Here is a 17,597-nt window from a genome sequence, read left to right on the forward strand (position 1 = left end):
GGGAACGGCGCGACGACATCCACGAAGCCTTCCTCGGTCTCGCGACCTGCCTCATCACCCACCGCCACGTCCAACGCCTTTGTTAGGACTTCTAAAGGCGCGCACCAGCCAGGCCGACAAGTGGGACACCTGGCGAGTGGGTACGGCCTCGGGCTGGGCCCCCGAATGCACCGCCAACCAGGTCTCGGTCACTGATTTCCCTGAACGGAGCGGGACTCTTTCCGAAACCTCCACGGCCTACTGCGCCGTGATCGACATGAGGCCCGGCCAGTCGTTCACGGTCTCTGGCAACACCTCCGACACGGGGGGCGCGAAGCCGGACCTGGACCTGCTGAGCAGCCCGGGATGGACTTCCACGACGAGCGGCTACGGGTGCAACAGTGGGGACCCCAGCCGGTTGTCCTTCGGCTGCCGTGCGAGCGCCGACGCAGCACCCGGCCAAGCGGTCCTGCTGTTGAGCCCCCGCGGGTCCCGCACTCCCGTCGATTTCCACCTGAGGGGGATCTGTGACTCCGGCTGCGTTGTGCCAACGCTGGACCCGGCCGGCATCAGCCCGTCGACCAGCGCGGCGGGCAGGCGTACCGAAGCCGTCGTGAGCGGTACCGGGCTCTCCTTCGGAACCAAGCTCAAGCTGATCCGCAACGGCTCGCAAGAGCGGACGCTGACGCCGATCAAGGTGAGCATCGACGGTAAGCAGTTGCACGTCACCGTCGATACGAACGGGCTGGAACCCGGGCAGTACGACCTGCTCCTTGACGGCGCCAGGTACACCAACGGGGTGCCCTCCCCGGGCTACCTGCCCAGGGCGTACACGGTCACCGCCCCCGCGCCCGTCCAGACGGGCAGCCGCTTCGTGCCGGCCGGGCCGTCCCGGTTCCTGGACACGCGTGACGGCACCGGTGCGATGAAGCAGCGCGTCGGACCGGGCGGGGTCGTCACACTCCAGGTCGCCGGGGGCAAGGGCATTCCGGCGACGGGGGTCACGGCCGTGGTCATGAACGTGACCGCCGTCCATCCCACCGAGGCCGGACACGTCATGGTCTACCCGAACGGGCAGGCCACGCTCAAGGTGTCGAACCTCAACTTCGCGCCCGGGCAGATCGTCCCCAACCTGGTGACCGTCCCGGCCGTCAACGGCAAGGTCGACCTGCGCAACAACGCCGGCTCCGTCGACCTCATCGCCGACGTCACCGGCTACTACACCGACCAGGCCGGGGCCGGCTCCGCGCTGAACCCGATCACCCCGGCCCGGTTCCTGGACACCCGTGACGGTACGGGTACGAAGATGCAGCGCGTGGGACCCGGCGGAGTCGTTACCCTCCAGGTCGCGGGCGTCAAGGGCGTCCCGGCCACCGGGGTGACCGCGGTCGTGATGAACGTGACGGCGGTGCAGCCAACCGAGGCCGGGCACGTCACCGTCTACCCGAACGGCCAGGCGGCGCCGGGCGTGTCGAACCTGAACTTCACGCCCGGACAGATCGTCCCCAACCTGGTGACCCTCCCGGCCGTCAACGGCAAGGTCGACCTGCGCAACAACTCCGGCTCCGTCGACCTCATCGTCGACGTCACCGGCTACTACGCAGCCACCGGCTCCGCCTTCTCCGCGGCCGGTGCGGTCCGCCTCCTGGACACCCGCGACGGCACCGGTGCCCGCGCCGGAGCCGTGGGTCCGGGCGATGTCGTCCACCTCCAGGTGACCGGCACCGCGGGAGTCCCCGCACAAGGAGTCACCGCCGTCGTCCTCAACGTCACGGTCACGAACCCGACCGAGGCCAGCCACCTGATCGTCCACCCGCACGGGATCGCACGGCCGGGCGTGTCGAACCTCAACTACACCCCCGGGCAGACCGTCGCCAACCTCGTCGTCGTCCCCGTCGTAGACGGCCGGGTCACGTTCTACAACAACTCCGGATCCGCCGACGTGATCGCCGACCTGAACGGCTACTTCACCTCCTGACACCAGGGAAGAACCAGCGAGGCCCCGCCCGATCATCAGATCGGGCGGGGCCTCCGTATCTGCCGGGCCCGAGCGTCTCGGCGTCGAACATGGGATCGGCGTACGGCGAGAGTCCACCTGCGTGCACACGGGAGAGTGCCGGATGGGCAGCCGGGCGCGAGCGTGTTCTGCCCGGGAGGCCGCCGAGGAGCTGCGCACGGTGCCCGGCGTCATCGCCTGCCCCCTGTGCCGGCTCCAGCTCGGGTCGGGTCGGCTCCTCGGCGAACCTCCCGTACACCTCGGCCGACACGGCAGCGGCCAGCGTATCGGTACGGTGCCGAGCCCAGGCGCCGTTGAGCTGTGCGGGGCCGTGGCCTCTCACTCGGATCGCGGACGGTGGGGCGGGGCCGTGGCCGGGCCCGGATGTCTGCCCTAGACCGGGAGCGGCCGCTAAAGGGTCAACCGCGACGGCGCTTGACGATCAGCGTGCTGGCGAGGCCGAGGCCCGCGGTGACGACGGCGCCGAGTGCCAGCCACTGCCAGGGCAGGCCCGCTTCCGCAGCCGCAGCTTCCGCTGGCGCAGCAGCAGCAGCTGTCTGGCTGGGGGCGGGGGCGGGGGTGTTCGTGGGGGCCGGGGCCAGGGGGTCGACGTCAGGTGCCCCCGGGTTGCCTGCCTTCTTCAGCAGCACCATGCTCGGGCGGGCCGTCCCGTAGCCGATCCAGTCGTTGCGCTTGGAGCCGTCGACGGGGCCGCCCGCGGTCTCGATGAGGACGCGGGCGACTTGATTTGCGGTCCAGTCGGGGTGGGCCGACCATACGAGCGCGGCGGAGGCGGAGGCCAGGGCAGTGGCGTACGAGGTGCCTCCGTCCTTCACACACCAGGCGGTGTTGTCCTTGCAGCGGATCGGGGCCTTGCTGCCGTATGCGGACAGGTCCGTGGTGTGCCCGTGGGAGGTCAGCTTCAGTGGCTCGCCGGTCAGGTCGATGGCTCCTATGCCGAGGACTCCCGGAACCTGTGTGATCAAGTTGATCGCGTTGTTGCCCTCCCCCTCATTTCCCATGCCAGCGACGACGAGTACCCCCTTGCTCTGGGCGTACTGGACAGCCTCCTTGAGCCTTGGGTAGGAGGAGTAGTCGCCCCAGCTCAAGTTGATGATCTTGGCCCCGTTGTCGGCCGCGTAACGGATTCCCTTGGCACCTTCGGCGCCTGCGGCAAAGGCCATGGGCGTGCCGAGGCTGGTGCGGACGGGCATGACTTTGGCGCCGGGAGCCAGGCCCTTCGGGCCGCCTCCTGTGCCGTCGCCGACGATCGCTGCGGTCATGGTGGTCCCGTGCCCGTCGACATCGTCGTGCGCCGGGTACGTCTTGTCCGGCTGCCCGGCCGGCGGTGACATGACCGAAACGCCTGGCAGGACGGACTCGCTTCGCACGCCCGGGACTTCCTTGAAGCCGCTGTCGACGACGGCCACCGTGATGCCGCTGCCGTCTGCGACTTTCCACATCTCCTGAGCCTTCATGGCCGTGAGGTAGTCCGGCCGGTCTGTGTCGGCGGCCGCAGGCATCACCGATCCTGCGCCAATCGCCAGCGCTGCGACGGTGACGCCCGCCGCCCTCCGCCACGACCCTCGTCGTACGGTGCCCTGCATCCCTGCCCCCTTGTGGTACGTGCGCTGCAATCTCGCGCGGACCTACCTCATCACACGGGACGCCGACCGCTGCAGGCGGCTGTGCTGTTCCGGGCCGGCCGTGGGCACCCCATCCGACCCCGAGGCCACACAAGCCCCGGCAGCTCCGGCGGCCGGGAAATCCCGACCCGGACGCGCCACGCGGCCGGACACAACCCCTCCGTCGCCAGTATCTACCGTGCGCTCGCACTTCAAGATCACCCCATGGCCCCTTTTGCGCTTACCTCGGCGATACCCGCGGCCGGCTCGATCCTCGCCTACGCCATGGGCATCAGCGACCTCGACCCGATCCCGCACGGCCTGATCTTCGAGCGCTTCGTCAACCCCGAGCGCGTCTCCATGCCCGATGTCGACATCGACTTCGACGAGCGTCGGCGCCTCGAGGTGATCCGGTACGTCACGGAGAAGTGTGGCCAGGACAAAGGTCGCCGTGATCGGCACTTAGCCGGCTGAGCTTGTACCCGGGCCGGACGGGGACGACATGGTCGAATCGCCGGGACCGCCAGAAGAGTACGAGGACATGAGGGAGCGCTTCGAAAGGTCCAGCGCAGCCAGTGATGCCCTCGAAGCTCTGGCGGCTGTCGAGCGTGCGCAGGATGCCGCAGCACGGGCGGGTCAGGCCCTTCTCACTGCTGGGTTCGGGGACATGCATGCCAGCTCGCTCGTGCTCACCGCACAGCTCGACCGGCTACGTGCTGCTGGCGTACTGCGGGTAGCCGCACTTCGGCGGTGGGGGCACGCCACTTCCCATGAAGGCATGTTCAGGGTGCGGATCCGGCTCGACCAACCTCACTCGCACCTTCACCACGCTCCTCCGCAATGCCGGCCTCCGCCGCATCCGCTTCCACGACCTCCGGCACTCCACCGCCACCCTGCTGCTGGAACAGGGCGTCGAACTCGTTGTCATCAAGGAACTCCTCGGCCACGCCCACATCGGCGTCACCGCCGGCGTCTACGCCCACGAAGGCTCCGCCTCCAGCGCGAGGAGGAACTGCGGGAGTCCCGCAACGGCATCACCCACATGGGGTGGGGCCAGCCCGTGACCGAGTGTCGCGCACTCCTGGCCGCGGGCATCGAGCACATCAACGCCCTGCTGAAGGCCCTGTCGGCAGAGCCCGATGGCTTCTGGGGCACGCACCTCGAAGCCTGCACCGCGCTGGTGGCCGAGGCCATGACCGAGATGGAGATCCGGTACCAGGCGAAAATCCGGCAGGCCCGCGAGCGGTACGCCGAGACCACCCGGCACCTGTCCGAAGCCGAGATCGCCGAACTCGTCAGCAGTCTCTCCGCGCTGCCGACCGCCGCTCCGTGGCCGATCGCAGTACCCGCAAAATGCCCCGCGTGCGGACACACCGGCTTCGCAAGCGGCCGGGACAAGCAGGACGGGGACTATCTGCAGGTCTGGTTCCTCCCCCGGCACTTCGGGTGCCGCCTGTGCGGTCTCACACTCACGACGTGGGAACTCGACCTCGCGGGAATCAAAGCCCAGATACTCAACGACGACGAAGAGCCCGACCCTGACTGGGAACCCGACTTTCGAGGCGTACTGAGCGCTCAGGCGGACGTTCCTCCGCTGACCGTGCCCCATCCGTCAAGGAACTCGGACATCCGCGGCGCTGCTGCTCCTCGCGGGCGATCTGCTGCGCGAGGACGTCGCGGTCGATGTAGGGGTCGACGGCGGCGAGGACCAGGCGCTGGAGTTCGTCCGGCTCCAGCGCCTCCACATCCCACTGGACCGGGAGGCGGGGGCGAAGCCGTAGCGCGGCGGCCGCCACGCTTGCCCTCGGTCGCCGGGAGCCCGGCGGGTACCTGCCTCTGTCCCGCTGTCAGTGATGCGTCGTACCGTGGAAACGCGGCCTTCTTCGCATTGCTACCGGGTGGGGGACATCTGTGGCGAATGGCGTTTGGCATTCCGGATTGGGCGAGATTCTCGAACTGGACAAGGACGACCTCGGCCTCGCGAGAGCGGGCGTCAGCCCGCCCGACGTGATCACGGAGCTCCTTCTGCCGGTTGCTGAGCGGGACCGGGAACTGCTCGTCTGTGTGGAGAGCAGCAAGGGGCAGCGCTGCAAGGCGGAGCTCAGCGGGGTGAAGAGCCCCTTCATGTACGTGCGCAAGCACCGCGGGCCCGATGGTGCTATTCGGCTGCGCGCGGCGCATCTTCCGACCGTTCATGAGATGACGGCGGAGGAGAGTGACCGGCACAAGGCCATGAAGGATTTCCTGGCCCGTACCGCGCAGGCGGCCGGGCTCGAATTCCGTGTGGAGAAGTCCACCAAGCTGCGGTCCTCGCGTCCCGACGTGACCATCGTTGGGGCCGGCGGTCTGGATTTGGGCTGTGAGGCGCAGTATTACAACGCCAGCGCCGGCAGTGTGCTGCGCCGGTCCAAGGCCCACGCCGCGGCCGGGCTAAGCCCGAACTGGATCACTCACGACGACACGTTCCACCTGGTCAACCGGTCCAACTGGATGCTGACCAACCAGGTGACCTGGCGGGAGATCAGCAACGCCGCCGACCTGGCCTTGGTCGGTGGATACCGCGTCCTTGCCGAATGGCACTGCGTCGCCGCCGCCCAGCGGCCCTGCCCGGACGGCAAGGTCAAGACCGGGTGCGGCAAGGTGCACCTGCAGTGGGACACCCCGCGCCGCATGGACGATGAAGCCTCAGGGTGGACCAGCTTCGACGGCGACGTCGCCAGCGTCACCGTCGGCCGCACGCTGATCGGCGCGGCCATCGGTCACATCGCACCGCTCTTCGTGCCCTCCCGCAAAGACGCCCGCGCGGGCAGCCACCTGTGGGTCCCCCTCAAGGACCGAAACAAGTGGGCCGACTACCGCAGCGTGGACAGCCCGGACCTCACCGAAGCAGACATGCTGGACGACGAGATCCACTACTCGGGCAGGGAAGCGGACACGACCTGCCGGTTCGGCGAGGACACCTGGAAACCCAGCGCCTCCCTGAAGCCGCGCGGCATCACCAGCGTGGAACTCGCCATCACGATCGACAAGCTGATCCCGGCACCCAGGACGGAGCCGACCCTTGACCCCCCGGAGCTGGACGAACCGACTGCGCCTGCGGCTCCTCAAGCACCGACGGCTTCTACCCTCCACCGAGGACGCTGCGAAACCGGCAACCCGACATGCGGCCAGCCCGCCCGCTTCTACGCAGCCGGATGGCGATGCGACCGGCACCGGCCCCGCAGCTTCTGGGGACCCCAGGCACTCCCGCACCCTCAAGCCGTCGATCCGAGTCAGTAGGCGCCGTTGGTGGGCATCTGCGACCGGCCCCAGCGTTGGGTGACTTCTATCCATGCCAGGGGCGGCAGGACCGGCGGCCCGCTCACTGATGAACGGGCAGCTCGGCCTGTTCGCCGCGCTGACCGTGGCCCGGGCTCACGAACAGACACGACGGACGAAATGTCGGAAAGATCCATGAGTGGCATTCTGATGAAGTCCTGCAGTCACCACCGTGAAGAGGTGAGTCTGATCGGCAAGCGCGACGACATTCAGAACCAGCCCGGCAACTCTCCGGGCAGCCAGCCAGTGGAGCGAGGAGGGACTGGCAAAGGCAACAAGCACGACCCTGCTGCATCACCCGGCCAGCCCATGGACCGAGGGACTGGCAAAGGCGGAAAGCGCGACCCGAAGGGGAGCTGAAGGGTCTCGGTCGCGGAGGAACAGCCTGCCCCGGAGCCTTGCGCCCCAACCCGGGTGGAACTCGGCCCGGATGGCGGCGGTCGGGCAGCTGGCGCAAGGGACGCCGCCCCCGGCTTCCTGACGAGGACAGGCAGAAGGGCCCGGCCGACCGGCCGGGCCCTCGTTGTCCCTACGCCCCGCGCTCGCGCGGACGCAGGGTCGGCGGCCGGTCGGTCGTGTTCGCGAGCATCCGCCGGACGGTCTCCGGATGCCCACGCTCCCCGCGAGGCGTCAAGCGCGGCCGCGACTGTCCGAAGCTGCCTGGCGCGGGCTCGCCCCGGCCTGCTCCATCTCCTCCTCGGTCAGCCTTCTTGTGCGCCTGCCACCCGTACGGCGGAGCGCGGTAGGCGTACTGGCCTTTCCCCCCTTGATGCGGCGGCCGCGGCGGAGTTCGGCCACGGTCACACCTGCGCCGTGATACAACGCTCCACACTGTCATGGGTCACCCGGAGCGCTTTTGGCCCGGTCGGCGGGAACAATTGCCCAGTCCACGCCGAGCGCGGTCAGGACCGCGAGGCGGGACGTCTGCCGACCACGACAAGTCCCGGCCTTGCGGTGACGAGGTGGACGCGCTCTGACGCCAGCGACATGGGCAAAGCGGTCGCAACCGGGGTGTCAGCGCTCTGCCGGAGCGCTGAGGCCGATGCGCTGCCCACCTTGCGGACAGAGGTCGACCGCGACCTTCGTCTCCGCCACCGCCACCGCCACCCTCACCCTCCGGGCCAAGGCCACCCAGGCCGGCCCCCTCACCAACACCGCCACCGCGGACGCCAACGAGACTGACCCCCGCCCCGGCAACAACACCGACACCGTCACCATCTGCGTCGAAAGCGCCTCCTCCTGCTGCGACCCCTGCTCCCGTCCGCCCTCCCCCGGTTCACCGTGCTGCGACCCGTGCGGAGGCGTGGACATCGACCCACCCCCTGCAACGCGCTGCGGTGCACCCCGTCCGGCCTGCTCGTGCCGCGCACCCGCGTCGCGGGAACATGCGGACCGGCGCCGACCCGCATCGCCGACAACCGGCAGTCGGTCGACATCGTCGTGGCGTCGCCCGCAGCGGGCGACTGCCCGCAGGACTACACGGTCCGCGCCTACCTGACGCCCGTGCGCGGCGAGGCCGCCACCCCGGTGCCCGACGTCGACCTGCGGCCCACCCGCGCCAACGACACCTGGGCCAACACCACCCTGCAGGCCACGCTCCCCCACCCCGGCGTCTACCTGGTGACCGGCGACATCGACACGAACATCTGCGCGACTATCGACGACGGCGGCGGCACGAATCTGTGGACCGAGGTCCGCCTGGTCCACGCGCAGTCCGGCGCCGTCGAGCTTGGCCCCGCCAGTCGGCGCAGCACCAGTTCCGCGCGGCGAGCGACACCCGCTTCCAGCACTGCACGCACGGCCCCACACCCCTGACCGGGCTGGTCACCGTGTCCGAGGCCGAAGGTTCCAAGACGGTCCGCGTGCAGGCCGTCCTCCACGGCGGCGGACCCGGCAACGGCCTGGACGACGCCACACTCGAAGCCTCCGCCTTCCAGGGCGACCGCTCCTACCTGACGTACGTGAAGATCGCAGACTGACACCTTCCACCAGCCCCGGAGCGGCACTCGCCGCTCCGAGGCCGCGGTGCCTTCCCTGCGCGACCGCTGCCGGACCTCTCCGGCCGCCCGACAGACGGCCTGCACACACGCCCCGCGACATGCGTGTGCTCGCCGGCGGTCAATCCGGCCGCCGGCGAGCACACGGACGATGCAGGTCACTGGAGCATGCGGATCGACCACCCCGCGCGCAGGGTGAGCGTCTGGCCGACCCGCAGGTAGTCGACCTGGTACACGTGGTCGCACCCGGGCTCGTAGTAGGTCCACGCCACCCCGTTGGTCCGGTTCGTGAAGGTGACGTCACCCTTCGCCGGGTCGCTGGAGACGCACAAGCCCTGCTTCGGGTTGGTGTACGTCGTGGTTTGCCCGGCCTGCGTCATGTACAGCGTGCCCATGGCCGCCTGCGCGGACGTGGTCAGCCCCACGGTGAGCATGCCGGCCGCGGATAGCGCGCCGAGCGACATGAGGATCTTGCGCATGCGTTTCCCCTTGGTGGTCACCGGCGTCTTGTGACGCCTGCCAGGACGGTAGAGGCGTCACCACTGCCTGGTGACGGATTGCCCCCTGCACGGCGGGCGGCGCCTTGAAGCATTGCCGGGGGCGCAGCCCGCGCCCCCGTTTGCACCTAAGCGCCCCGCCCTGTCGCCGGGCGGTAAATCGCCTACACCACCATGCGCCGCAGCTACGGCCGGGGCTGTGCGGCTCGGTGGCGTCCTCGTGGCCGGGAGACCTGGCCACGAGGACGGGCGGGCAATCGTTCCTGCGGTGAACTCGCCCCGCCAAACGGGTGACCCAGGTTGTGATGCCGCCGCGGGGTCGTGCGGGCGCCGGTACACCGAATCCACCAACCGAGCGGTCGCGAGGAGGCCCTCATGGCAACAACAAGGCGCCGGTTCCTCGGAATCGGCATCTCCGTCGCCGGTGCGGCGGTGACGGGCGGGACGCTGGGCGCCGAGCCCGCCGTGGCCCTCGCCACCGCGGCCGCCCCGGTCTCGCAGAACCCTGACAGCATCCGCGGGATCAAATGGCGCGGAGCGCACCGTACGCCGCAGCCTGGTGACACGAGCACGACGCTCACGACCCGCTTCGACACAGCCGGCCTGTCCTACGGCACGGCCGCCGGGTCGCTGAATAACAACAACTTCCGCACGGTCGTCCTGCGCGCCGCCAACCTGGGCGACCTGCCGCAGGGCACCACGCTCAAGCAGCGCGACGACGAGGTCATCAAGCTGCTGCGCGAGCTCAACCGCCGCGGCATGAAGGTCTACCTGTGGAAGCGCCAGTGGCTGCAGCGAAGCGACCGCTCCTGGGGTGCCTACAACAAGCACCCTGGCGCGGATGAGTTCATCACGGAGATCAGCGCGCTCATCCAGCGCGCCAGGCGCGAGGGTATCGCCGGTGCACTGCAGGGCGTGATGCCGGTGGAGACCAACCTCAACAACTGCGCCGAGGTCCGCAACCGTGCCCTGTACATCGCCAAGGGCATCAACGCCCGCACCGGGAACTGGCTCAAGACGCACACCCTGATGGTCCCCGGCGGCGGCATGGGTGCCTACTTCAAACGCATCCACAACGGCGGCGCCACCTGGCTGAACCAGATGAAGGCCCAGACCGGCCGCTTCGCGTTCCTGTACAAGCACATGCCCAGCCAGGCCGAAACGTTCTGCAAGCTCGGACGGCACAACCGGCGGTGGGACTTCTACGTCGGCTACGAGTCGAGAAGGAGCGTCCACCAGCAGATCCAGTACCTGCGCGAGGACATGGGCCTGGCCGACCTCGAGCGCTACATGCACGGCAACCGGTCCCGCTTCCCCAACCACACCCACGTCGTGTTCTGGGGCGACGTGAATGAGGGCATCTACGCCCTGTCCGCGCTCGACAACGAGCCCCGGTGGAACTACAACACCGCACGGGCTCTGCACACCCTGCTCGTCAAACGGAACCACTGGCACGGCTACTTCCTCGACCTGCCCTTCACGTATGAGGGGCGGGCCAAGCCCGAGGTGTACGGCTACGTGATCACCGTCGACAAGCAGAACGGCACGCGCGCCAGGAACCACACGTTCAACCGCTCCAAGACGCACACGGCCTGGTGGGAGTGGCACAACTGGGCCTACGAGAACGCCGCCTTCTGACGACCGCCCGACACCTCCCCCTGAAGCCAGGCAGTCTTCGGCCTGCGGCAGACGGGTGCCAGAGCCCGATTCCCACCCGTCGCGCATCGGCTCCAGCCATGCGCGGCGGGCGCTGCCGCTCAACTGGCAGCGCCACTACCGTGTCCTCGCGGACCTGGTCGACGCCGACGGCCACCTGCCCGACATCGCACCCGGCGTCCTCATGGACGGCGACGACATCGGATGGTGGCTACAGCAATAGAAACAGCCGACCACCTGGACGCGGCTCTTCCCCGAGCAGCAGGAACGGCTGACCGCGCTGGGCGTCCAGCCCGGCCAGGCCCCCTCCCCCGCCCCCGCCGCCGGTCACGCGGCGAAGGGGTCCGAGCAAGACGCAGTAGGCGTTCCAGCGCGGACTTGCGGCACTCGCGCAGTGGGTGGAGCGGGAAGGGCACCAGCCTGTACCGCGCGGCCACTCTGAGGAGATCGCGGTCGACGGCGAGACGGAGCCGGTCGTTGTGAAGCTGGGCGTATGGGTTTCCAACACCAAGAGCCGGCGCGACAAGCTCAGCGCCGACCAGCTCGCCGCCCTCGCTGAGCTCGGCATGGACTGGGCGTAATGCGGGGATGGGTCGGCGTCCAAGCCGATCCGAACCGACGCTGAGCCCTGGGCAAGGATCGCCAGGGCCGGCGTGGCCACGAGCGTCTCCGTGCTCCAGGGGAGCACCGCGCTCGGCATCGGCGCTTTTGCGCGCTGCCGGCAGCCCGGCGGTCGGGGTGTCCGTACACGCCACCGCGACCGCTGCATCGTGATCGGCGTGGTCGGCGCCTTGCCCGCCTGCGGCGGCTGGGGCGGCGGCCGTCCCCGGTGAGTTGGTGTTGTCAGTAGGTCAGGACCACACAGCCCGGGTTGCCGGGATTGCCGGCGTACCCGGTGAAGACGCCGCCGGCGGCGCCGTCCCCGCCTCGGCCGGTGTTGGCGGTGCAGGATGCCGGTACCGGCCCTCCTGCCGTTCCGCCGATGCCTCCGCTGTTGCTCTCGACGCCGCCGTTCCCGCCCTTCGTGCCGGGGTTGCCGGCACGGAGGGTGGCGGCGGTGCCGTTGCAGAGGACGGCGGCCCCGCCAGCACCCCCAACACCCCCGTACACCCCGGCAGGCCCTGCTCCTCCCGCGCCGCCACCGGCGGTGGCCCGCTGGGTACCGCCGATGGTGACGGAGGAGGTACCTCCGGCCCCGCCCCCGTAGTGGAGTGGACCTGGGGTGCCGGCTGCCCCGACGGTGATGGTCAGGCTGGAATTGGGGGTGACGGTCAGGGTGCAGCTGACCGTGGCGCCGCCGCCTGCACCGCCTCCGCCCTGGCCGGCAAAGGGAAAGGCACCGTACCTGCTCCCCCCGCCTCCGCCACCGGCCCCGGTTACCGAGGCGGTGATTTTGGTGACGCCGCCCGGCACGGTGAAGGTGTAGGTGCCGGAGGCGTTGTAGGTCGAGGCAGCGGCGTGAGCAGGCGCGGCCGCGACGAACGGCACCACGAGGCCTACTGCCGTCGCCGCGGCGGCCATGGCCCACTTTCGGCTGGTGCGCCGGCTGCCAGGGACAGTAACTGCGTGCATGAGCCCTCCTGAAGGGATGTGTTCGGCAGAGCGATCTTGTTGAAGTGGGCGATGGCCGCCGGAACTCTTTACGCCTTTCTCAGGGGGCAATGCGGTTGAAGCGCAGGGAGGTGTAGCCGCGGGTGTCGGAGTAGATCTGGGCGACGCCGGCGGTGCCGCGGGCGTCGAAGCGCTGGGCCTGCAGGCTGATGGTGGTTGGGCCGGTGACCTGGACGAGTTCGCTGATCGGCGTGGTCTGGTTGCCGCCGGCGTAGGCGTTGCCGGGGTTGCCGTCGATGATCTGGTAGATCAGCCGGGCGCTTTCGGGGACTTCGGTGCCTGTGGTGGCGTTCCACAGGCGGGCGGTGATGTAGGTGTTCACCGGGGGTGTGCCGGACAGGCGTCCGCGGACGTCGGCGTCGAGTTCGTAGGTGCCGGCCCGCGGCAGGCGGACCTGGACCGTGTCCCTCCAGGCCCCGGCCGGGAGGTCGACCTGGGTGTGGAGCTTCTCGATGCCCCGGGGAGCAGGAGGCGCAGAAGGTGCTGCGCTCACCGCGCTCGGCGCCGCCAGGATGGCGCTGGTGCCCACGACTAACGCGGCCGCGGCGGCGATCAGACCGGTACGGAACTTTGGCATGGTTCCTCCCTGAGCAGGCAACGGGATATGCCTTGTTCACGGTACGAACGCGCATGTGAGCGGCATATCACTCACTCGGGTGAGGACGGCTCACGCAGCGCACACCCGGACAGGGGCGTACGCCCCCACGGTGATGGCTGACGCGAGATCAAGAGCCAGGTTCAGCCGCTCGGTCCCGTCTTGCTGCAGGATGTCGAAGGCGATGAAGAACGCCGGCAGCGTCGCGGCGAGCGTCGGCGCGGCCCGGCTACGGGCGGCGGCCCGGCGCTGCAACGCCACGAACGACAACGGACCCGCCCCGGCATCCCACACCACCAGTTCGCCATCGACGATTAGGCCGTCAGGCAGCTGCTCCGCAGCGGCCGCGACGAGGTCGGGGAACCGGTCCTGGACCAGCGAACCGCGCCGGCTCTGCAACAACACCCGCCACACCAGGGCCCGGCACCGACTCCACAGCCTGCGCCAGTATCGGCTCAACCGGCGGTCTCAGCATCACCCTGCCCCTCGGGTACCCCTTCCAGGGTCCGCCGGACCGGACAGAACCCGCCCGTGCGCGCCCGGGGGCGTCATCCATCCGAGGGACGGGCGGGCGGCCGGGCGGGTCAACCCGTCTGGCCTGTTGTCAGTCTTGATCCATTAGGTGCCACGCGGTGATTTCAGTGACGGCGCGGTCGATGAGTTCGGGGTCGTCGTAGAACTGGATGTGGGCGTGAATTTGGCCCAGGTGGCGGATTTCGTGGGGGCCGGGCATGCCGTCGAGGAGGGCTTGCAGGTGGGCGGGCGGGGTGGCGGACTTGTCGCCGACTACGGCCAGCGTCGGTGTGCGGAGCTGGTTGACGGCCTGGTCCGCCCGGTGGCTCCACAGGGCTTCCTCGCTCATCTTGGTGACGCGGTTCTCCCACAGACCGTGGAATGCCCAGGCCGGACTGCGCTCTGCCCAGCGGATGTAGAACTGGTAGGTCGGCACGGCGGGCAGCAGCCGGTCTGCGTCCTGATCGGTTCCGACGATGGGGATGTACTCCACCGCGCCGGTGTTCTCGTATGCCTCCCGCGCCTTCCGTCCGCCAGTGATGCGCTCGTCGGCGCTGGTGCGGCCGGCCCACAGGACGGAGAAGAAGCCGTCGATCGCCGCCGGGTAGAGGTAATGCCCGGAGACCAGGGACAAGCGCTTGATGCGCGGGTCGGCGACGGTGGCGTCGATGGCCCAGTTGGCGCCCTGGCAGATGCCGAGAACGGAGAGTCGGCTGGTGTCGAGGTCCGGGTGCGCGCAAACGTAGTCGACGGCCGCGAGGAGGTCTTCGGCCTTGGCCGCGGGGTGCTCGAACTGCCGAGGCGCTCCGCCGCTCTCGCCGAAGTAGCGAGGGTCGAAGACGAGGGCCGCGATGCCGCGGGCGGCCAGGCGGGTCGCGTACTGCTTGGGCGACTGCTCCTTGACATAGCCGACGGGGCCGATCACCACCGCCACCGGCGGCTGCCCCTTGCCAGGGGGCAATGTGGCCGGGCGGTAGAGACGGCCCACGAGCGTGTCGCCCTGGCTGTCGAACTCCACGCGCTTGGTCGTGTACGCGCCGGGTACGGTGGCTGCTGAAGCGTTCATCGCGTGCTCCTCTCCCCCAGGGGTGGCGGCAACCGTCCGCACCCCGCCAGGGCAGGCCGGTCGCTGGTCTCACTGCTGCAGACAGGCAAAGGCCCGCTTTGGTGTCGGCGACGTCCCCGCGTCGAAGTGGGGCGCAGGACCCCACCACGCAAGAGTTTTTCAGACCAGCCTACGGATGGTTGTGGCCCAGGTGGCGGAGCGGTCCCTGTGTGCCGCATTGTGATCTCCACAGGCGGGTGCTGCTGAATCACAGATTGCCGCAGGGGAGCCGGCGGCTCGTTTGACCAGACCCCTCGCGGTGGCGCGGTGCCGCCTGGCAGCAGCGCAGGTACGCCTCAACGTGGCGGTCCGACGATCACCTGGCCGTAGAGGTCGGCGGCTTCGGCGAGCACGTCGTTCGAGATCTCAAAGCCCTCGGGCCGCTCAGTGGTGACGTCACGTCCCGCGTGGCGGAACATGCCCTCGATTCCCGACGGCGTAGTGATCATGAGGAGGTCCGCGGTGTCGGACGTGATGCGGTAGCCGTGGGGAACATTGCGGGGCAGGTAGACGATGCCTCCTTCAGAGAGCTCCATCTGCTCATCACCCACCCACAGCAGCGCGGAGCCCTGAATGAGCAGGAAGACCTCGTCCTCCCGGGTGTGCAGGTGGAACGGCGGGGCCTCCCCCTTCGTGACGCGGAAGCGGCCCACGGTGAGCTGACCGTCGGTTGCCTGGCCGTCGAGCAAAACCGAGAAAGTGCCGCCGTGAAGCCATTCAAGAGTCTCCTGCTGATCGGCTTGGGCGAGATAGGGCATGCTCATCGGTCGTCCTCTCGACAGAAGTTGGGTAGCCGTCGAACTTAGCCTCGAACGCCGGCTTGCCGGGCAGCACTCCCCGGGCGGGTACGTCTCGCGGGCCCGCGAGAACGGGCAGCCCCGGCGGATCCCGTGCTGTCTGACTCGACGCGGGCTGCCCTCTCTGTCTACGGCCCGGGTGTTCCGCGAGGCGGCGGCGAGCAGCATGCCTACGGCGATCACTCGGCCGGGTAGTCACTCGGCCGGGAGACCTCACCGCTCGTCCCCGCACGACCCGTCTCTCCTCCCCGGTGCTGGCATTGCGCTCGAGGCAGGACGGCCAACACTGTTCAGTGGCGGATGATGTTCTCCGCCTGCAGCCCCTTGTCCGACCGGGCGACGTCGAAAGTGACCGGCTCCCCCTCACGCAGCTCCCGGTAGCCGGCGCCGACAATGGCGGAGTAGTGGGCGAAGACATCCGGACCGCCATCGTCCTGGGCGATGAACCCGAACCCCTTCTCCGCGTTGAACCACTTCACCATGCCCCTCGCCATGCGCGTCACTCCACATCAGTCCGTGCCGCCCGGTGCCACCCCGTGCGGCACTCCTACCTCTACCGCAGGCTGGACCACCGAAACGGATCAGTGACGACGGCGCGCCGTACGGCCGAACGCGTTCACCGCAGGCAGCGCCCCCGCTTGCGGCCCCGACGTCGGGGTGGCGGAGTTACGGCGGCACGGTCCCTCATTCATCGCAGTACTGGCGATATGCCTCGCGCGTCCGTCTTCGAGGTGCTCCCGGGGCGGGGTGGAAGGGGCCAGCAGCCGTCAAGCTGGCCAAAGCAGGGCGCTGCGGCCAGGAGTAACGGGACAGCTCCTAGGTGGGGTCGAGGGGGTGGATACCAGTGCCCTCGTACGCCTCGGGGGTCAGGGATAGGACGGTGACGGGCTCACCGGTCTTTGCGGCCTGCCAGGCGATGGCCGCCGGGTGGGTGACCGCCCAGTCGCTGGCGGGCCAAGAGCTGGCGTCCAGCGCGTGGGCGGTCGTGAAGGGCACGGCTTCGGCGAATCGCAGCCGGGCGGCGTGAGAGCCGGCCCCGGGGATCGCGCGTTCGGCAGCGAGGACGGACAGCGCCGGGATCAGGACGCGGCCGGTGCCCCGGGAGGATTCGATGTAGAGGCCGGTGAAGAAGGGGTCGGCCCGATAGAGGGCGACCAGGGCGGTGTGGTCGAAGACGGCCGTCAGGCTCACGCGGCGGTGCCATCCTGATGGGTGCGGATCTTGTCCCAGGCTGACTGCCCGGCCTGCTGGAGGTCCTCGGTGTACTCCAGCCCGAGTTCCGCCGCGGCCAGGTGGGCTCGCTGCTCCTGCTCCGACCGGGTCAGCCTGCTCTGGGCGAGCTCCTCCAGGAGCTCGGTGATGGTCGTGCCGCGCTCTTGCGCGAGGAGGCGCAACCGGTCGCGGGTTGCCTCGGTCGCCTTGATGCTCGTTGGCTTGCTGCTGCTCATAGCCCAGATTCTACCGCCGGTAGAATCCGCTGTCAGGATGTCGCGGCGGTATCCAGGACTGGTATGAACTCGCTCCTCGGCGGCGGCGCATTCCCCGAAGACGGCTCGATCCGGGTACCGCAACGTGGGCATCACGCGAGCCCACGACACAAGCACCCCGGCGTACCTACCGTGCTCGCCATGGACATCCTGCTGAAGTACGGACCGGCCGCAGGTCGCGTCGTCACCACCGACCACCCCGCCGACACCGGCGACGAAGTCCACCGGCCCCGGTAACTATGCCTACCTGCTCACCGACGAGGAGGACCGGCAGGGCCGACGGATTGCCGTCATGTACTACGACTGACCCGGTCACCGATCAGCGCTCCGCAACCAGGCACGGCCCCACGACATCATGCGGCCCCCGGCTTCCAGCGGAATCCGGGGGCCGAGACGGTCCGGTCGTACTGCCCCAGAGCGC

At 69.3% G+C, this 17,597-nt stretch carries 18 protein-coding genes and 3 pseudogenes; 11 read left to right on the forward strand and 10 right to left on the reverse strand.

Going from position 1 to position 17,597, the window contains the following annotated elements:
* Positions 1–592 precede the first annotated feature (592 nt).
* The gene (locus AB0F82_RS32960; RefSeq protein ID WP_362634212.1) at positions 593–1,957 is read left to right on the forward strand and encodes a hypothetical protein; all 1,365 of its coding nucleotides are present in this window, start codon (positions 593–595) and stop codon (positions 1,955–1,957) included.
* Between the two features lie 94 nt (positions 1,958–2,051).
* Positions 2,052–2,372 carry a hypothetical protein gene (locus AB0F82_RS32965; RefSeq protein WP_362634340.1) on the forward strand — a complete coding sequence of 107 codons (321 nt, stop codon included), beginning with the start codon at positions 2,052–2,054 and terminating at the stop codon, positions 2,370–2,372.
* Between the two features lie 22 nt (positions 2,373–2,394).
* On the opposite strand, the gene AB0F82_RS32970 is transcribed toward AB0F82_RS32965, so the two are convergent.
* A complete protein-coding gene (locus tag AB0F82_RS32970; RefSeq protein WP_362634215.1) occupies positions 2,395–3,498 on the reverse strand; it encodes a S8 family serine peptidase in 1,104 nt (367 codons plus the stop codon).
* 360 nt (positions 3,499–3,858) lie between these two features.
* Here AB0F82_RS32970 and AB0F82_RS32975 point away from each other — a divergent pair.
* From AB0F82_RS32975 to AB0F82_RS33000, 6 genes and pseudogenes are all read left to right on the forward strand, one after another.
* A pseudogene (locus tag AB0F82_RS32975) lies at positions 3,859–4,063 on the forward strand (hypothetical protein); the annotation flags it as partial.
* A gap of 340 nt (positions 4,064–4,403) precedes the next feature.
* Positions 4,404–4,606, forward strand: a pseudogene (locus tag AB0F82_RS32980) (tyrosine-type recombinase/integrase); the annotation flags it as partial.
* A gap of 932 nt (positions 4,607–5,538) precedes the next feature.
* Positions 5,539–6,879 carry a competence protein CoiA family protein gene (locus tag AB0F82_RS32985; protein ID WP_362634218.1) on the forward strand — a complete coding sequence of 447 codons (1,341 nt, stop codon included), beginning with the start codon at positions 5,539–5,541 and terminating at the stop codon, positions 6,877–6,879.
* A 1,081-nt stretch (positions 6,880–7,960) separates the two neighbouring features.
* Positions 7,961–8,125 (forward strand): annotated as a pseudogene (locus AB0F82_RS32990) (hypothetical protein); the annotation flags it as partial.
* Between the two features lie 152 nt (positions 8,126–8,277).
* Positions 8,278–8,733 carry a hypothetical protein gene (locus AB0F82_RS32995; RefSeq protein WP_362634357.1) on the forward strand — a complete coding sequence of 152 codons (456 nt, stop codon included), beginning with the start codon at positions 8,278–8,280 and terminating at the stop codon, positions 8,731–8,733.
* A 14-nt stretch (positions 8,734–8,747) separates the two neighbouring features.
* Positions 8,748–8,897: a hypothetical protein gene (locus AB0F82_RS33000; protein ID WP_362634220.1), complete on the forward strand. Its 150-nt coding sequence runs from the start codon at positions 8,748–8,750 to the stop codon at positions 8,895–8,897.
* Between the two features lie 176 nt (positions 8,898–9,073).
* Here the strand turns inward: AB0F82_RS33000 and AB0F82_RS33005 are convergent, their stop codons facing one another.
* Positions 9,074–9,394, reverse strand: a complete 321-nt coding sequence (locus AB0F82_RS33005; RefSeq protein ID WP_362634222.1) for a hypothetical protein — start codon at positions 9,392–9,394, stop codon at positions 9,074–9,076.
* A 393-nt stretch (positions 9,395–9,787) separates the two neighbouring features.
* Between AB0F82_RS33005 and AB0F82_RS33010 the strand changes: the two genes are divergently transcribed.
* The 3 genes from AB0F82_RS33010 to AB0F82_RS38825 all read left to right on the forward strand — a co-directional run bounded on the left by AB0F82_RS33010 (position 9,788) and on the right by AB0F82_RS38825 (position 11,649).
* Entirely contained in the window at positions 9,788–11,050 is a 1,263-nt protein-coding gene (locus tag AB0F82_RS33010; RefSeq protein ID WP_362634225.1) for a hypothetical protein, read from the forward strand.
* A gap of 55 nt (positions 11,051–11,105) precedes the next feature.
* A complete protein-coding gene (locus tag AB0F82_RS38820; RefSeq protein ID WP_436842232.1) occupies positions 11,106–11,291 on the forward strand; it encodes a hypothetical protein in 186 nt (61 codons plus the stop codon).
* A gap of 175 nt (positions 11,292–11,466) precedes the next feature.
* Complete coding sequence (locus AB0F82_RS38825; protein WP_436842233.1) at positions 11,467–11,649, forward strand: helicase associated domain-containing protein; 183 nt, start codon at positions 11,467–11,469, stop codon at positions 11,647–11,649.
* Positions 11,650–11,911: 262 nt separating this feature from the next.
* On the opposite strand, the gene AB0F82_RS33020 is transcribed toward AB0F82_RS38825, so the two are convergent.
* From AB0F82_RS33020 to AB0F82_RS33055, 8 genes are all read right to left on the reverse strand, one after another.
* Complete coding sequence (locus tag AB0F82_RS33020; RefSeq protein WP_362634228.1) at positions 11,912–12,640, reverse strand: glycine-rich domain-containing protein; 729 nt, start codon at positions 12,638–12,640, stop codon at positions 11,912–11,914.
* A 79-nt stretch (positions 12,641–12,719) separates the two neighbouring features.
* Positions 12,720–13,256: a hypothetical protein gene (locus AB0F82_RS33025; RefSeq protein WP_362634231.1), complete on the reverse strand. Its 537-nt coding sequence runs from the start codon at positions 13,254–13,256 to the stop codon at positions 12,720–12,722.
* A 90-nt stretch (positions 13,257–13,346) separates the two neighbouring features.
* Positions 13,347–13,679, reverse strand: a complete 333-nt coding sequence (locus AB0F82_RS33030; RefSeq protein ID WP_362634234.1) for an ATP-dependent DNA ligase — start codon at positions 13,677–13,679, stop codon at positions 13,347–13,349.
* Positions 13,680–13,878: 199 nt separating this feature from the next.
* Positions 13,879–14,853 (reverse strand): alpha/beta hydrolase, encoded by a 975-nt coding sequence (locus AB0F82_RS33035; RefSeq protein ID WP_362634237.1) that lies wholly within the window; start codon positions 14,851–14,853, stop codon positions 13,879–13,881.
* Positions 14,854–15,188: 335 nt separating this feature from the next.
* On the reverse strand, positions 15,189–15,656 hold the full coding sequence (locus AB0F82_RS33040; protein ID WP_362634240.1) for a cupin domain-containing protein: 468 nt from the start codon (positions 15,654–15,656) through the stop codon (positions 15,189–15,191).
* 323 nt (positions 15,657–15,979) lie between these two features.
* The gene (locus AB0F82_RS33045; RefSeq protein WP_362634244.1) at positions 15,980–16,183 is read right to left on the reverse strand and encodes a cold-shock protein; all 204 of its coding nucleotides are present in this window, start codon (positions 16,181–16,183) and stop codon (positions 15,980–15,982) included.
* A gap of 322 nt (positions 16,184–16,505) precedes the next feature.
* Complete coding sequence (locus AB0F82_RS33050; protein ID WP_362634247.1) at positions 16,506–16,880, reverse strand: PIN domain-containing protein; 375 nt, start codon at positions 16,878–16,880, stop codon at positions 16,506–16,508.
* Positions 16,877–17,137 carry a hypothetical protein gene (locus AB0F82_RS33055; protein ID WP_362634250.1) on the reverse strand — a complete coding sequence of 87 codons (261 nt, stop codon included), beginning with the start codon at positions 17,135–17,137 and terminating at the stop codon, positions 16,877–16,879. The genes AB0F82_RS33050 and AB0F82_RS33055 overlap by 4 nt, the downstream gene beginning before the upstream one ends.
* Positions 17,138–17,597 lie beyond the last annotated feature (460 nt).

This window comes from Streptomyces virginiae (assembly GCF_040638905.1).
GTDB classification, from domain to species: Bacteria; Actinomycetota; Actinomycetes; order Streptomycetales; family Streptomycetaceae; genus Streptomyces; species Streptomyces virginiae_B.

What these genes read in the sequence shown, in the direction of transcription:
- AB0F82_RS33040 (WP_362634240.1), bottom strand. Translation starts at nt 15,656, where the DNA reads ATGAGCATGCCCTATCTCGCCCAAGCCGATCAGCAGGAGACTCTTGAA.
- AB0F82_RS33020 (WP_362634228.1), bottom strand. Translation starts at nt 12,640, where the DNA reads ATGCACGCAGTTACTGTCCCTGGCAGCCGGCGCACCAGCCGAAAGTGG.
- AB0F82_RS33045 (WP_362634244.1), bottom strand. Translation starts at nt 16,183, where the DNA reads ATGGCGAGGGGCATGGTGAAGTGGTTCAACGCGGAGAAGGGGTTCGGG.
- AB0F82_RS33005 (WP_362634222.1), bottom strand. Translation starts at nt 9,394, where the DNA reads ATGCGCAAGATCCTCATGTCGCTCGGCGCGCTATCCGCGGCCGGCATG.
- AB0F82_RS33055 (WP_362634250.1), bottom strand. Translation starts at nt 17,137, where the DNA reads ATGAGCAGCAGCAAGCCAACGAGCATCAAGGCGACCGAGGCAACCCGC.
- AB0F82_RS33025 (WP_362634231.1), bottom strand. Translation starts at nt 13,256, where the DNA reads ATGCCAAAGTTCCGTACCGGTCTGATCGCCGCCGCGGCCGCGTTAGTC.
- AB0F82_RS33010 (WP_362634225.1), top strand. Translation starts at nt 9,788, where the DNA reads ATGGCAACAACAAGGCGCCGGTTCCTCGGAATCGGCATCTCCGTCGCC.
- AB0F82_RS32970 (WP_362634215.1), bottom strand. Translation starts at nt 3,498, where the DNA reads ATGCCTGCGGCCGCCGACACAGACCGGCCGGACTACCTCACGGCCATG.
- AB0F82_RS33035 (WP_362634237.1), bottom strand. Translation starts at nt 14,853, where the DNA reads ATGAACGCTTCAGCAGCCACCGTACCCGGCGCGTACACGACCAAGCGC.